We start from the raw sequence: 15987 nt of genomic DNA, 5'->3' as shown, positions 1-15987 counted from the left end.
GAGCCGGATTTGAACCGACGACCTTCGGGTTATGAGCCCGACGAGCTACCATACTGCTCCATCCCGCGACTGTATTTGAATCACTTCGTTTATCGTAATAATTTAACAAGTATCGTATGACACTATTAAATTGGTTGCGGGAGCCGGATTTGAACCGACGACCTTCGGGTTATGAGCCCGACGAGCTACCATACTGCTCCATCCCGCGACTGTATTTGAATCACTTCGTTTATCGTAATAATTTAACAAGTATCGTATGACACTATTAAATTGGTTGCGGGAGCCGGATTTGAACCGACGACCTTCGGGTTATGAGCCCGACGAGCTACCATACTGCTCCATCCCGCGACTGTATTTGAATCACTTCGTTTATCGTAATAATTTAACAAGTATCGTATGACACTATTAAATTGGTTGCGGGAGCCGGATTTGAACCGACGACCTTCGGGTTATGAGCCCGACGAGCTACCATACTGCTCCATCCCGCGTCCGATAAACGCTGCTTTGATGAGTCACATTCTCTTGCAAGTTTGTGGTGCTCTTCGAAGCGGGGCGAACTATAACGACTGACTTGTCGCTTTGCAAGTGTATTTTTGAAATGAAAGCCTGTTTGCTGATAAAGCAGTCTGTTTGCCTGTTTAAGTCGCAATAATTGTTATCAAGAGGTAAATAACAGCCCTAAACATCTTAGACTGAGGCAAATGAAGCATGGGCTTCGTCGATAAGTCGTTGGGGATATCGGTTTGAACAGGTATAATGCGCGTCAGAATTTATTGAGTAAAGATGACTAGCTAACCTATGTTTAATTTTTTTGCAGCCTCCCCGAAAGGGTTTGAATATAGCCTTGCCTGTGAACTGAAAGAGTTTGGCGCTTTTGAAGTAAAGGAAAGCGTTGCGGGCGTTTATTTTTCTGCCCCACTGGAACTTGCCTATAGGATCACTTTGTGGACTAGGCTAGCAAGTCGAATTGTTTTGGTTATCTATAAAGGTGCCTGTGACTCAGCAGAGCAATTATATAATGCTGCATACTGTATTGATTGGCCGTCGCATTTTTCGAATAAAAATACCTTTAGTATCGATTTTCACGGTACGGGCGGCTTTATTAACAACACCCAGTTTGGTGCGTTAAAAATTAAAGATGCTGTTGTAGACCGTTTCCGTGATGATGGTGATAATCGTCCAGATGTTGAACGGGTTAATCCTGATTTTAAAATCGATGCACATTTTCGTAATGGTCAAATCACTATAGCAATGAACTTTTCGGGTTCTTCATTGCATCAGCGTGGCTATCGTTCTACAACGGGTGAAGCGCCGTTAAAAGAAAACTTAGCGGCTAATATGTTGGTTCGTTCTGGTTGGCAACAACAGCCTGTTACATTGCTAGATCCATTTTGTGGTAGTGGTACCGTGCTGATTGAAGCTGCATTGATGGCATCAGATATTGCACCAGGATTAAAACGCGAACGATTTGGCTTTGAGTTTTGGCGTAGTCACAATAAAACAATGTGGACGTCTATTTTAGATGAAGCTAAAGCTCGTGCAACGTTAGGCAAAAGCCGTTGTAATATTAAGTTTTATGGTTCAGATATTGATTCTCGCCTAGTTGCATTAGCAAAGCGCAATGCTGAAAATGCCGGTGTTGACGACCTGATTGAGTTTAATGTCAGCAATGTATTAAACATTGAGCCGCCAGCAGCAGAAGGCTTTTTGATCTCCAACCCACCATATGGTGAGCGACTTGGTAGCGTAACTGAGCTATTACAGCTTTATTACCAACTAGGTGACAAACTTAAAAAAGAGTTTGGAGGCTGGAAAGTGGCGATGTTGTGTAGCGATGTCGAGCTTATCTCGTCATTGAAACTCAAAGCCGATAAGCAAATGAAAATGTTTAACGGCGCACTTGAATGTGTGTTTAACCTCTATACCTTGCATGCTAACAGCACTCGCCGCACCGCGCCTGAGTTACCAGAAGGCGTAGATATTGCTGATATTGCTCCAGCATTTGCTAATCGCATTAAAAAGAATGTGAAGCAATTAGAAAAATGGGCGAAGAAAGAGAATATCGACAGTTATCGTCTTTATGATGCTGATTTACCTGAATATAACGTAGCTATCGACAAATATGTTGATTACGTTGTTATTCAAGAGTATTCGGCACCCGCAACGATCCCTGAAGCGGTTACTAAGCGTCGAGTAAGCGATGTATTGCTGTCTTTACCTAATGCGTTAGGGATCAGCCCAGACAGAATCACCCTTAAAACCCGTGAGCGTCAAAAAGGCACACGCCAATATGAAAAGTTGGACGATAAAAAATTAGAAGTTATCACCAAAGAATATGGCGCACGCTTTAAACTGAACTTAACGGGCTATTTAGACACAGGGCTGTTTTTAGATCACCGAGTGACTCGTAAGTTAGTCGGTGAAAAGTCCCGTGATCGTGATGTGTTGAATTTGTTTTCATATACGGGGTCAGCTTCAGTGCATGCAGCACTGGGCGGGGCAAAGTCAGTCACCACGGTTGATATGTCAAATACCTACATCAGCTGGGCCAAAGAAAACTTCGAGTTAAATCGCTTATCTGGTAAGCAATATCAATTTGTGCAGGCAGATTGCTTACAGTGGATAAAAGAAAACAGCGATAAAAAATACCAATTAATTTTTATCGACCCGCCGACATTCTCTAACTCAAAGCGAATGGAAGACAGTTGGGATGTTCAACGCGATCACGTTAACATGCTAGGTGACTTGATTAAGTTATTGGCCGTAAATGGTGAGATCATCTTCTCCAATAACAAACGTAAATTCAAAATGGATATCGAATTACTGACCAAGATGGGTATGAAGGTGGTTAACATAGATGACCAATGCTTACCGCTTGATTATAAACGTAATCCTCATATTCATAATGTGTGGCTAATTACCCATGCAAAATGAGAGTGAATATGTGTTGTATCATACCGATGGCTGCCATTTATGCGAATTAGCATTGGCCTTGGTTGAACAGTCAAACGTGCAATTTAAGCATGTCGATATTTGTGATTCAGCAGAATTAGCTGCGCGATATGGCACATCAATACCGGTTTTTGCTTGTGGTCAGCGCGAGTTATGCTGGCCGTTTGATGCGTCAGCATTGACGCAATTTTTAGGAGAGTAGTGTGAGTCTTGTTCGAATTAGTAATGGCTCATTAGCCTATGGTTACACGCCGTTATTGCAAAATGCCGACTTTACCATTGAACCTGGTGAACGTGTGTGTATCGTAGGTCGTAACGGCGCAGGTAAATCCAGTTTAATGAAAATTCTGTCGGGTGATGTTTTGCTCGATGACGGTGAATTTAACATTTCAAATGATGTTAATGTCAGTCGTTTACAACAAGATCCACCTAAAGCTGAAACAGGCACTGTTTACGCGTATATTGCCGCTGGTCTTCAAGAAATTGGTGAAGCATTAGAAAAGTATCATCAATTGTCTCACGACATTGCCGATGCATCACCTGAAGAAATGGAACGCATGTTGAAACAAATGCAGCCTCTTCAGGACATTCTCGATCATAACAATGGCTGGCAGTTAGATTCTCGCATCATACAAACATGCGAACTACTGAGCCTTGATGCAGATAAACCGCTAACAGAGTTATCAGGTGGTTGGCAGCGTAAAGTCGCACTTGCGCGAGCGTTAGTGAGCGAGCCAGATTTATTATTACTCGATGAGCCTACCAACCATTTAGACATTGATACCATCGAATGGCTTGAACAATTTTTAATGAGCTTTAAAGGCGCAATTGTGTTTGTTAGTCACGACCGTGGCTTTATTCAACGCATGGCGACTCGCATTGTTGATTTAGATCGTGGTGTGGTTACCTCATGGCCTGGAAACTATCAAGCTTACCTTGACGGCAAACAAGAATGGCTCAGAGTTGAAGCCGAGAAAAATGCTCAATTTGACAAAAAATTAGCCGAAGAAGAAACCTGGATTAGGCAAGGCGTTAAAGCTCGACGTACCCGTAATGAAGGGCGAGTTAGAGCCTTGCAAGCGTTACGTCAAGAGCGTATGGCGCGTTTAAATAGACAAGGCAATGCCAAGATGGTCGTTTCAGATGGCCAACGTTCTGGTAAGTTAGTCTTCGATATTCAGAATGTTGATTACAATATTCCTGAGAAAAACTTGGTTAAAAACTTCAGCTCAACCGTTATGCGTGGCGATAGAATTGCCTTAATTGGCCCTAATGGTTGTGGTAAATCAACATTAATTAAGTTGCTAATTGACCAACTAAAACCGCAAGCCGGTGAGATTAAAGTGGGCACTAAGTTAGAAGTGGCTTATTTTGACCAATATCGAGAAGCGCTTGACCCTGAAAAAACCGTCGAAGAAAACGTGGGTGAAGGTAAAAGCACCGTCACGGTAAACGGCCAAGATCGTCATATTTTGAGCTACCTACAAGACTTTTTGTTTTCACCAATGCGCGCCAGAACCCCAGTTAAAGCTTTATCTGGAGGAGAGAAAAACCGATTATTACTCGCTCGACTATTGTTGCGCCCAGCCAACTTAATCATTCTTGATGAACCAACAAACGATCTTGATATTGAGACACTAGAGTTGTTAGAGTCTCTTCTGACCGATTTTGAAGGCACTTTGCTTATTGTTAGCCATGACAGGGCCTTTATCGATAACACAGTTACAAGTAGTTGGTGGTTTGCGGGTAACGGCCATTGGAGCGAGTATGTTGGTGGTTACCAAGATGCCGTTTCTCAAGGGGCTAAATTTTATTCTGAGGAACCTGCAGCCCAAACTGTTGTCGAAACTCCTGCAGTAAAAGAAGTTAAGCCGATAAAGGTTGCTGAAAAGCCAGCAAAAAAACTGTCTTATAAAATGCAACGTGAATTAGACGACCTGCCTGCTCGTATGGAACAATTAGAGCAAGAGATTGAAGTGTTACAAGCAAAAGTGAGTGAAGGCGATTTTTATAATCAGCCGCAAGAGGCGGTAAACACCACGTTGCAATTATTAGCGTCAACTGAACAAGATTTAGAAAGATGTTTTGAGCGTTGGGAAGAGCTTGAGTCATTAAAATAAAGAATAATAAAACAGGAATAGTTTTCATGAAGTTAAAGTTAGACAAAGCCTTATCACTTGTTGCTATAGGTGTATTAAGCGGCATTGGCAGCGTTCAAGCCGCACCCGTATATGAAATTGTTAATCTAGATGAAGCAACTTATGATCTACTGGGGACGATTGACGGCACCCGCAATGGTTATGCGATGGGCGTTGATGCTAATGACCAATTAGTCGGTATTTCTAAAGGTAAAAAGAAACTTGATGTTGATGATGTAGACGATGGCATCATTGATGTTGAAGATGGTATCGCGCCTGAAGAAAAAATCACCTATTCTATCTTTAAGCCCATTGAGGCGAACAACTTTACCTTTACCGCGGCGGGAAATGCTGCGGAGTCTTGGAAACCTGAATTTTTCAGTATTGCAGGTTCTACAGCGCCGGGCTCTACTGATAGTGAAGGCGAAGTCATTGTTAACTCAATTGACACCTTCTTTTATGGTTTAAATAGTAATAATGTCAAAGTGGGATCGTATACCGCCCCAGAAAAACAGTTACCTTATGTAGGTACTTTAGAAGATCAGGATTTCTGGTATTACCGTGACTTTGAGTTACGTGGTGTTGCTGTCAGTACCGCAACTGAGCCCGCAACCGAATTACCTCTCGTTCCACCATACACCACTTTTACTCGCGAAGCTGTTGGTGACAAACCCGCTGCCACAGTTGAACTTGGTGGTTGGTCAGCTGCTGCCGCTGTGAATGAGAATAATATTGCAGTAGGTTATGGTAGTACTGATTTAGTTTCCTTCAGTAAAGATAGAATCAATCAGTGTATCGATGATTTTAATGCTAAACCAGAATTCCCTGTTCCAATAGATGTCTGTGTTCAGGCTTACCAATACCCTGATGTGAATAACAATCGCCGAAATATTCAATATCAAACCCGCGCGCTAGTATGGGATCTGAATAATATCGATACTGCCGGTAATCCATTAGTGACAGAGTTGCCTTTAGGCCTGACGCCTCCGGATAATTCAACCCTGGTTTTTACCGCACAAGGTTTAGGTATAAACAATAACGATGATGTTGTTGGACGTTCTCACGTATACCGTAACGGTGATACTGATAGATTACGCCAAGATGCGGCATATTGGAAAAAAGATACCAATGGTGATTATCAATATAACTGGGTTAATTTTAATGATGACGAAGTCTATTCATCTATGGCTTACGATATCAACGACAGTGGCATTTTAATTGGTAATTACCGTAAGTATATTGGTGGTTATCTACGTGACAAATTCTTTACCCTAGATACCAATACAGCCGGTGAGAAGCCAGTCACTCCAGAAGATTTTACGCCGGGTATTTCAGACTTAAGCAGTAAAGCCAAAGACATTAATAATAAAGGTCAAGTGGTTGGTTATATTGAAGTCACTTATGACAAAGAACAATCTCGCCCCAAAGCGGGTTTCTTATTCAACTACAACGATAAAGAGTTTTTGAATCTTAACGATCGCTTAGTGTGTGAATCTAAAGGCTACGTTTCAACAGGTGAAACGACTTGGGAACGTAAAAAAATCACTATTCAAGATGGTACGGGCGAAAGTTTAACCTACGAATCTGATATTTATGTTGTTGAAGCTAACAGCATTAATGAAGATGGCACTATTGTTGGTACCGCATTTATTCGTAAACCGCGTTATCAGTTTGATATAAATGGCAACCTTATTTTAGATGAGAATACTAAACAGCCATTATTTGAGTTAAGTGGTAATGGCGATCCTGTTACATCCTATTTACCGCGTATGGTAGTGCTAAAACCAACGTCTGGTGAGGCTTGTACCTACACGGATGTTGTAGAAGAAAAGCCCTATGAACGTAAAGGTGCAGCCAGTTTTGCTTGGTTATTTGCTTTACCATTACTGTGGTTAAGAAGACGTTCATTAAAGTAACTTTTACACATTAGTCTTCGTAATTCGTAGACCATAGCATCTAAAAAATCGAGAAATTTTTCTCGATTTTTTTTTATTTATATTCTCAATAGGTTAATTAAAATTCACTTTAATCGATGTTTTTTTGTGTTGATTTAGTCTAAAAAACGAGCTATTTCTATAGTCCGACTTGGCGTAGTCAAGCCAAGTCTGTTTGATTAACAAACGAGGACGCTTGCATGAAAAGACAAAAAAGAGATCGTTTAGATAGAGCTTTTTCAAAAGGATTCCAAGCTGGAGTAGGAGGGCGCTCTAAGGAATTGTGCCCCTACGCTGGATTAGACTCTCGTTCGCAGTGGCTTGGTGGATGGCGCGAAGGTGTTGATGGAAGAATGAGTGGGCTATTTAATAAATGATCTGAATAATTCGCTCCTTAATAAACAAAAATGCCCTCACAAATGAGGGCATTTTTGTTTAAGTAATCTGTTCATTTAAAATGTTGAAGTATCGCTAAATACACCCACTTTTAAATCAGTCGCCGAGTAAATTTGACGGCCATCAACTTCCATTGTAGCGTCCGCAATACCCATTACCAGTTTACGATGGATAGTACGCTTAATGTTAAGTCTGTAGGTCACCTTTTTGGCGTTAGGTAATACTTGGCCAGTAAACTTTACTTCGCCTACGCCTAGTGCGCGACCTTTGCCCTCAGCGCCTTCCCATCCAAGATAGAAACCGACTAATTGCCACATCGCATCCAAACCTAAACAACCAGGCATAACAGGATCAGTAATAAAGTGGCAATCGAAAAACCATAAATCGGGGTTGATATCGAGTTCAGCAACAATTTCACCTTTACCAAATTCACCGCCATCATCATTAATGGTGACAATTCTATCCATCATTAACATGTTGTCGACGGGTAAGCGTGGGCGGTTTGGCCCTAAAAGATTGCCATGCCCGCAGGCGACGAGTTGTTCTTTGGTGAAACTATTTGCTCTTTCCATTTATCTCAATACCACTAGAATGACTTTTGATGGCAACAAGATAGCGAACACGTGTACGCTAAACAACTCCGATCACTATATAATTCTCAACTTTGCTAATAATCTCGCAATAAAGCCCAGTTCTACGTCATCATCTTGACCAGCTAATCGATCAAGACGTTGCTGAACCATGCCATAAAGTGTTTCTGGAGGAAAATCATTATCTTCATTAGCAACGCCTGCAGGTAATGCCATTAATAGTTCAACGGCTTCATCCATATGCTCTATCGCATAAATGTGGAATTTGCCATCCGATACAGCTGTAATGACTTCTGGTTCAAGGTTTAACTGCAGCACATTGGCTTTAGGGATAATCACCCCTTGATCTCCCGTCAAACCTCGACGAGCACAGAGATTAAAGAAACCTTCAATTTTCTCATTTACGCCACCAATGGCTTGCACATTACCGAATTGATCTAATGCACCGGTTAATGCCAAAGATTGCAAAATGGGTTGCTCAGCAATGGCTGACATTAAGCAGCAATATTCCGCAAGTGATGCACTGTCGCCATCAATTTCTTGATAGGATTGTTCAAATACGATATTGGCATTTAAATGAAGTGGGGCGTCACGTCCGAATATACGATACAAGCAAGCTGATAAAATCATCATGCCTTTAGTATGGATGTTACCACCAAGTTCAGACTTTCTTTCAATATCAGCCACTTCACCATCACCGTAATGTACTGATGTGGTAATACGTGCTGGTTCACCGTAAGAATAATCACTAGAGTCAATGACAGTTAAGCCATTAATTTGACCGACCATAGCACCTTCAGTTGGCAAATTAATAAAGTTGTCATCAAAGCTTTGAGCCGAATAGACTTCAGAACTATTATGTCGATATTTCATCTGAGCAAGAGCATTGGCAACGGCATTGCTATTAATACTATTACTGTTAGGCATTAATGATGATATTGGCGATAGCGCCTTTGCTTGAGTGATTAACAATCGCATATCTAGCATGCTTAAACTCAATCTTTGCTGGTGTTCCGCTAATCTGGCACTGTACCAAAGCAAGGGCAAAATACTTGATGGTTCAAGTTCTATCCCTTGCTTGTTAGCCAGCGTAGCTAACCATTGTACATATTGAGACTCAGAATGTTTGGTTAAGTCTAACTCGTAGCTTATCTCGCCAAGCAATGGAAAATGTTGGCTAAAGAATCTATCTTCATTCTTTAAATGGCTATAAGATAAACCCGACCCCACAAGAATAATTTTGCAATTCAGTGGAATGGGTGCCAGTTCTTGATTTATTCGATATTCACCATCAGATAATATCTGTAACAGCAGCTCCCAAAGTCCCTCGCGTTTCCAGATTGAATGCAAACAAATAAATACAAAATGGTTAGATGCTAATGCACCCGCTTTATATTGGCTGCTTTTATCTGTTTTTTGCATTTTCCCCAGTAAGTCATGCCTTTTAATCTGGCCCTGTAAATAACAAAAAAGCGATTGTTGTTTAGCAATGGTGCCGACATTTTCTGGTGGGCGTTGAGGCTGCCATTTGAAGTTAACAGCAGATTCCTCGCCAGATGATTTAGTGGCGACAAGAAACTGATCGGTTGGCGTATCAACTTGAGAGCATAATGCTTCTATAAAATCGGCTCTATCAATGCCGGGGAAGTCAGCTAGAAAGAAGTGCTGTCCAGTAAGTTTGCTCATTAATTTAAAACTATTAACGACCCTGTCTTGCCCTAATAATAAATGGCTAGGATAAAAAGTGCTTGGCACCTCTTTAGGCACATGGAATTGCGGCGCAAGTTTGGCACTGGGGAGTAATGTTGAATTCATAAAGTGATAAATGGACATATAACCAAAAGATAATGACTCAAATAGTAGCATAATGCGCTGCAAAGTCTTTAAATGAATCAAATCCCCTTTGGTCTATTACGCATTAACCGATTATTGTTTGCATAGTGTTTAAGCGTTTTGAATAAAAACACATCGTTACGGTTAAATGCTGAACATTTAGCATTTATTTTTAAATTTATAGTTTACAAGCACCAGAGATACTTATATTATTTGCCGCGTTCGGAGGGATGGCAGAGTGGTCGAATGCACCGGTCTTGAAAACCGGCAACGGTTTACCCCGTTCTAGGGTTCAAATCCCTATCCCTCCGCCATATTAAATATGAAAAAAGCCGTTGATTATCAACGGCTTTTTTTGTTTTTGGCGTTAGAGAGGCTTTCCAAGAGGATTGACTCAGACAATGTACCTATATCGAGCCCCTAATAACGTGTACTACACACGTATCTGTTTAGCCAAATCGCTACGCGATAAAGGCTTTCCTTTTGATATTAAAGTTTCATTGCTTACTAGCGACAGAGCAGAAGCGGTCATCCGCAATATTGATGTCGCTGGCACACTGAAAAAAATCATCAAGTCTATTGACCATAAAACCCGTATTAACGACTTTATTCGCTATGTAGATGAAGTGATTAACAGCCTCAGAGCGCAGTTTGATGCTGATAATGACACAGATAGCATTATTAACGTCACACAGAAGCGTCATAGCATCCCCATCAGAGACACTAAGCTGTCCGAGCATCGTGAAACCACTGCTGTTGCGCAAGCAAAGCCTGTTATTGGGTTAGACGAAGCATTAAGCGCATTTATTATTTCAAAACAAAAATCTGCCATTCGACCGTTGTCTATCAAGCAACTTGAACAACGCATAGGCCATTTTATTGATACCGTATCATCAAAATCCACATCAAAAGCTGAGAGCAAATGCGTGCACGATATAACCAGCGCTGATGCGATGATCTACCGCGATGCTTTACTGACTCAAGGCCGAAGCTACAAAAGCAATAAAGAATACTTAGCAGCCATATTCCAGTTTTTTAAGTGGTGCAAGTTAATGAACTACTGCAGCCATAACCCTTTTGAAAACGTGACAGTAGGGCAAAAGCCCAAAGTTAAAGCCAACCAAGAAAGAGACCGTTGGGATACGAGTGAACTAAAAAGGCTGATACACTCAGCCGAATTTAAAGATTCAACAGCGGACTTTAAGTGGGTTACCCGATTGATGCTTTATGGCGGCCTAAGGCCATCAGAGGCGTGTCAGTTAACGCCCAGTGACATCGTCGTAATCGAAGGTATTCATTGCATTAACGTTGATGACAGCGGCAAAGGGCAACGTATTAAGAATGCCAATGCAAGACGCAGTATTCCTCTACACCAAAGCTTGATAAAGCAGGGCTTTATTGAATTTGTAAAAACACGTAAACAACAACCCCAACTGTTTAATTACAAACCAGTGGGATTAGTGGAAGATTGGTCAAAAACCTACTGTAAGCACCTATCGATATTACAAACTTGCATTGGCATGAAAGCGAGTCAACGACCAACGGCTTATAGTCTACGACACACTTTTATCGATGAATTTAAGCGACTGGATACCAGCGAGCATATTGTGGCGCAGATAGTTGGCCACGCAAACCCAAACATCACCTACGGCCGCTATGGGAAGGATATTCAGGCTAGGGCATTACTCAAATACATTGAGCGACTTGAATATGATATTTGATGGTCGGGTGGAGTTAAATGCGTGAGCTTCGTATAGAGAAGCTAACATGCTTTCATCTCCAAACCTGTTACTTGGGTTACTTTTATAATGATAAAAATTTCTAGGAAATCTGTGGTGATAAAGCTTTGGGTATACCTTAAGAAAGGCATTAACTATGTTAGATGCTTTTTAGGTAATCGTGCACAGCACTATTTAATGTGTCGACAATGCCAGTTTCATGCTCATTAAAGTATTTCCCTGTCACTTTAAATTTGCACCAACGGTACCGGTAGCTCCAAGTTCCTCGAGGGTATAGCTTTAGCTCTGTCACCTTAATGGTATCTTCTAACGCTAACCTTGCCGTTTTTTGGCTTGTGGCTTTATGTTCTAGTTCGGATAAACGGCTCATTAGTTCTGGAAATGACTTTTGAATATCACGAAGTGAATTTTCTAATTCAATTAGCTTTAGTTTTATACGTTTACTCTTCCAGTGAATATAAACAGGACAAAGTCCTAAGACTGAAAAGATCAAAATCCCTGCCAATACAACTTGGCCTAAAGCCATTCCAAACCCACCAGCAGCAATTGAACCAAAACCAAACCAAGCCAGAGTCGCATTCGTCGCAGCTACACCAGACAATGAAGCAATAGCGGTACCAGTAGAGGCAGCACCAAAAGTAGAAACTAAAGACCATGAACCTAGTGAAACTAAAGCGCCACTTCCGCTACTTTTTGCAATGATAGAAGCTATCTGATTATTAACTGTTTTAAGCGCTTTAAATGTTTTAGGTGAGGCGTCATTAAAGCCATCCGTAGACTCATCTTTAGCTTCTTGCTTGATGGAGTAACCTAAGATCTTTTCAGCTTTGTTTAAAGGTATTGATGCAAGCTTAGTCTCTAATCCTATCGCTTCAATTAAGTTATGACGTTTTGCAAGTGCAGTTTCTTGCTGATTCTTATAAATTTGATATTCATTAAGGCATTGATTAAATTTTTCATTATTTTTTTGAAGCTTATGCAAACCAGAGAATTTATGAAAGATTGAAGTTTGTTTAAGTGTATGTGTCATCGAGAGTGTAAAGAGTAAGCAACCAAGCGGCGTAGTTTACTATACCCCCTGAATTTCCGCTGAACAACGCATCATAACCTTGACCTAGCCCCTATATTTTTATGATGGCTTTAGAAAAATAATTAAGACACCCATAATTATTTCATACCAACTACGACTATGACGCCGCAGGCAATATCCTTGTTAAAGGCGATTACGGCAGTCAATATCGTTACGGTAGTGTAGGCAAAGGTGCTGGCGGTAATGCAGGCCCTAACGCGATTAGGCAGTTTATCCGCAATGGCACCCAAAACTTCACCTATGACAATAACGGTAACAGGCTCACGGGTGATGGTGTAACGTTAACCTATAACGACCAAAATAAGCCGTTAACGGTTGACCGCAATAATGTAAAAAGCATATTCAGTTACGATGCCAATGGAAAATAATTAAGACACCCATAATTATTTCATACCAACTACGACTATGACGCCGCAGGCAATATCCTTGTTAAAGGCGATTACGGCAGTCAATATCCTTACGGTAGTGTAGGCAAAGGTGCTGGCGGTAATGCAGGCCCTAACGCGATTAGGCAGTTTATCCGCAATGGCACCCAAAACTTCACCTATGACAATAACGGTAACAGGCTCACGGGTGATGGTGTAACGTTAACCTATAAAAAATATTAAGACACCCATAATTATTTCATACCAACTACGACTATGACGCCGCAGGCAATATCCTTGTTAAAGGCGATTACGGCAGTCAATATCGCTACGGTAGTGTAGGCAAAGGTGCTGGCGGCAACGCAGGCCCTAACGCCATTAGGCTGTTTATCCGCAATGGCACCCAAAACTTCACCTATGACAATAACGGTAACAGGCTGACGGGTGATGGTGTAACGTTAACCGATAACGACCAAAACAAGCCTCATTAGTCAGATCTGCCATGCGTTTTCGCTGTGGTGTTTTTTATTGACCAGAGCTGTTTTGGCTGCCAATAAAGATGTTATCCATATGGGAAATCCTCGTCGCAAATGGTGTAGAATAGAGGGATTGAATAGCCGTCAGTTGCTTTGTTGAACTTTATCGGCAGTTTTAAATTATTAACTGTAAACGAGAATTGAATGTCAAATGCCATCCCCTCAGAACTTAATAACTTTGTACTCGAATGCACCAATGCATTAATTGATAACACACTGCAGCGTTTAGTGTTCGCAAAATATCGTGGAGATGACACCGAGCTTAAACGCGTGGCATTGCGTCCGATCGAGTTAAAAGGGCAGCGACTTGTTTCTTGTTTATATGAATATAGAACCAATCATATTACTAAAAATATTGAGTTGGACGCTCTCAAAAAACTTTGCCAGCAATGGCTTGAAACTGATTTTCAAAGCGCACATCTAATCACGCTTGAGTGGGAGATTCAATTAAGTATCAGTAAAAAAGGTAAAGTGCTCATTAATAAGTATCGCAATAAAAACGCCCCAAAGAACAAGGGGGGTGATGACCTAAGTGCAACAGAAGCGGTATCTCATAACCGCTCTAAAAAGCGTTTTGTTGAGCAGCATCGCCCATATTTACGTGAACTAGGCATTACTGATGCTAATGGCGAGATTATTCCATCAATGTCACGTAAGTGGAAACAAATAAACAAGTTTATTGAAGTGTTATCTCGTGCAATTGACCAAACTGGTTTGGCTAACAATAATGAGGTTCATATTGCTGATTTTGGTTCGGGTAAGGCTTATTTAACTTTTGCTGTTCATGATTATTTTGTCGATAAACTTCAAGTCAAAACCCAGGTGACAGGCGTTGAGCTTCGTCAGGGCTTAGTGGATTTATGCAACCAAACGGCTAGCAAGTTAGCATTAACGGGCATAAAGTTTGAACAAGGCGATGTACAACACTTTAAGGCTCAGGGGATCAACATCATGATCGCTTTACATGCCTGTGATATTGCTACAGATTATGCATTGCATATGGGGATCCGTACTGGCGCAGATATTATTATGTGTTCGCCTTGTTGTCACAAACAAATTCGCCCTCAAATGAAAAGTCCGCAGTTATTAGCCCCACTATTACAACATGGGATCCACATGGGACAAGAAGCTGAAATGGTGACTGACGGCCTGCGTGCATTATTGCTTGAAGCACATGGATACGATACTCAAGTGTTTGAGTTTATTTCCCTTGAACATACAAGCAAGAATAAAATGATTCTGGCTCAAAAACGAAAACACCCCCGTGATAACCGCGCTATTTTGCAACAAATAGCCTCAATTAAAACCTTTTACGGTATTGAACATCAGTGTTTGGAAACCTTGTTAGGCTAGTTCAGCAAAACGTCTGTATTATCGATTATTAAACATGATTTTGTTGATAATTAAACGGTTTTAATTGGTTTATAGATGATTAACGGTGTAATAGATTGTTCAAACTTGCCAATTGGCAGATTTATCGTTAGTTTACTGGGTTTAAATTTAAGTCATGGAAGGAGTAGTGATGGAAAACATTGTCTGGGTTGCCTCATACCCAAAATCGGGTAACACATGGGTGTGAGCATTTATTGAGAATTACATTCAGGATCTGGATAGTGCTGTAGATATCAATACTATGCATCGTATTTCAACCGCGGAATCAGCAGCTCATCGTTATCAACCATACTTACCAGCTGAAAAATCGGCTACTACTGAGTTATCTTTGGAAGAAATATGTCAGATCCGTCCTTAAGTTCAATCTGATATAGCCCAACAAGCTCATGGTGCGACTTTCGTCAAAACACATAATTATCTAGGCGAATATAATGGTTACCCGCTGCATAATTCTTCAGTAACCGATGGTGCTATTTACGTTGTTAGAAACCCGCTAGATGTGGTGATTTCAATGGCTAATTAATTTGGTTACACGATTGATGAGGCCATTGATTATCTGGCGGAAGACATGACAGGTACTCCGAATGAAAGTTATCATGTACCGCAAATTATCACATCATGGTCAATGCATGTTTCAAGCTGGACGAGTGATCCAGAATCAAAAGTAATATTAAGATATGAAGATATTTTGGATGATCCCAAAAAAGCCTTTAGAAAGATCGAGTCTTTTTTAGGGTTAAAGAAGGATCCCAAAAGGCTTAAAAATGCCATTAAGCACTCCTCTTTTTTACAACTCAAATCTCAAGAAGCTAAATCAGGTTTTGTTGAAAAACATGAAAATGCGAATGCTTTTTTCCGTAAAGGTGGTAAACATCAATGGAAAGAGAAATTAACAGATGAACAAGTTCAAAGAGTGATTAGCAGTCATCATGAACTGATGAAGAAGTTTAAGTATTTGCCCTAGCTAAGTTAGCGATTAACATCATTTTGTTAATGTTAGCTAATGTAGATGAGTTAACTTG

At 40.8% G+C, this 15987-nt stretch carries 12 protein-coding genes and 4 tRNA genes; 9 read left to right on the top strand and 7 right to left on the bottom strand.

All coding sequences use genetic code 11. The annotated features are described in order from the left end of the window. Positions 1–131: 131 nt before the first annotated feature. The 3 genes from ORI98_RS05720 to ORI98_RS05710 all read right to left on the bottom strand — a co-directional run bounded on the left by ORI98_RS05720 (position 132) and on the right by ORI98_RS05710 (position 488). A tRNA-Met gene (locus tag ORI98_RS05720) sits at positions 132–208 on the bottom strand. A gap of 63 nt (positions 209–271) precedes the next feature. Beyond that, positions 272–348, bottom strand: a tRNA-Met gene (locus tag ORI98_RS05715). A 63-nt stretch (positions 349–411) separates the two neighbouring features. Next, a tRNA-Met gene (locus ORI98_RS05710) sits at positions 412–488 on the bottom strand. 310 nt (positions 489–798) lie between these two features. On the opposite strand from ORI98_RS05710, the gene rlmKL reads away from it, so the two are divergent. The 5 genes from rlmKL to rmf all read left to right on the top strand — a co-directional run bounded on the left by rlmKL (position 799) and on the right by rmf (position 7401). After that, on the top strand, positions 799–2934 hold the full coding sequence (rlmKL, locus tag ORI98_RS05705; protein WP_306134582.1) for a bifunctional 23S rRNA (guanine(2069)-N(7))-methyltransferase RlmK/23S rRNA (guanine(2445)-N(2))-methyltransferase RlmL: 2136 nt from the start codon (positions 799–801) through the stop codon (positions 2932–2934). Beyond that, the gene (locus ORI98_RS05700; RefSeq protein ID WP_306134581.1) at positions 2924–3154 is read left to right on the top strand and encodes a glutaredoxin family protein; all 231 of its coding nucleotides are present in this window, start codon (positions 2924–2926) and stop codon (positions 3152–3154) included. Before rlmKL ends, ORI98_RS05700 begins: the two co-directional genes overlap by 11 nt. A 1-nt stretch (position 3155) precedes the next feature. Continuing rightward, positions 3156–5072 (top strand): ABC transporter ATP-binding protein, encoded by a 1917-nt coding sequence (locus tag ORI98_RS05695; RefSeq protein WP_306134580.1) that lies wholly within the window; start codon positions 3156–3158, stop codon positions 5070–5072. 26 nt (positions 5073–5098) lie between these two features. Further along, complete coding sequence (locus ORI98_RS05690) at positions 5099–7006, top strand: DUF3466 family protein (RefSeq protein ID WP_306134579.1); 1908 nt, start codon at positions 5099–5101, stop codon at positions 7004–7006. A 218-nt stretch (positions 7007–7224) separates the two neighbouring features. Then, positions 7225–7401, top strand: a complete 177-nt coding sequence (gene rmf, locus ORI98_RS05685; RefSeq protein WP_188843511.1) for a ribosome modulation factor — start codon at positions 7225–7227, stop codon at positions 7399–7401. A gap of 75 nt (positions 7402–7476) precedes the next feature. Here the strand turns inward: rmf and fabA are convergent, their stop codons facing one another. Beyond that, complete coding sequence (gene fabA / locus ORI98_RS05680; protein WP_261299465.1) at positions 7477–7992, bottom strand: bifunctional 3-hydroxydecanoyl-ACP dehydratase/trans-2-decenoyl-ACP isomerase; 516 nt, start codon at positions 7990–7992, stop codon at positions 7477–7479. 75 nt (positions 7993–8067) lie between these two features. Beyond that, on the bottom strand, positions 8068–9825 hold the full coding sequence (locus ORI98_RS05675; protein WP_306134685.1) for a S16 family serine protease: 1758 nt from the start codon (positions 9823–9825) through the stop codon (positions 8068–8070). Between the two features lie 242 nt (positions 9826–10067). Here ORI98_RS05675 and ORI98_RS05670 point away from each other — a divergent pair. Together ORI98_RS05670 and ORI98_RS05665 are read left to right on the top strand one after the other, a co-directional pair. Then, a tRNA-Ser gene (locus ORI98_RS05670) sits at positions 10068–10157 on the top strand. Between the two features lie 87 nt (positions 10158–10244). Then, a complete protein-coding gene (locus ORI98_RS05665; protein WP_306134578.1) occupies positions 10245–11564 on the top strand; it encodes a tyrosine-type recombinase/integrase in 1320 nt (439 codons plus the stop codon). 157 nt (positions 11565–11721) lie between these two features. On the opposite strand, the gene ORI98_RS05660 is transcribed toward ORI98_RS05665, so the two are convergent. Both ORI98_RS05660 and ORI98_RS05655 read right to left on the bottom strand, forming a co-directional pair. Then, a complete protein-coding gene (locus ORI98_RS05660; protein ID WP_306134577.1) occupies positions 11722–12612 on the bottom strand; it encodes a hypothetical protein in 891 nt (296 codons plus the stop codon). 679 nt (positions 12613–13291) lie between these two features. Continuing rightward, the gene (locus ORI98_RS05655) at positions 13292–13444 is read right to left on the bottom strand and encodes a hypothetical protein (protein ID WP_306134576.1); all 153 of its coding nucleotides are present in this window, start codon (positions 13442–13444) and stop codon (positions 13292–13294) included. Between the two features lie 273 nt (positions 13445–13717). Here ORI98_RS05655 and ORI98_RS05650 point away from each other — a divergent pair, with 273 nt between their 5' ends. Both ORI98_RS05650 and ORI98_RS05645 read left to right on the top strand, forming a co-directional pair. Then, positions 13718–14926 (top strand): SAM-dependent methyltransferase, encoded by a 1209-nt coding sequence (locus ORI98_RS05650; protein ID WP_306134575.1) that lies wholly within the window; start codon positions 13718–13720, stop codon positions 14924–14926. 607 nt (positions 14927–15533) lie between these two features. Further along, the gene (locus ORI98_RS05645; RefSeq protein WP_306134574.1) at positions 15534–15929 is read left to right on the top strand and encodes a sulfotransferase domain-containing protein; all 396 of its coding nucleotides are present in this window, start codon (positions 15534–15536) and stop codon (positions 15927–15929) included. Positions 15930–15987: the final 58 nt, after the last annotated feature.

The organism is Shewanella sp. ULN5, from assembly GCF_030731885.1.
GTDB classification, from domain to species: Bacteria; Pseudomonadota; Gammaproteobacteria; order Enterobacterales; family Shewanellaceae; genus Shewanella; species Shewanella holmiensis.
The sequence above is the reverse complement of the archived record's forward strand: the minus strand, read 5'-3'. Positions and strand labels throughout refer to the sequence as shown.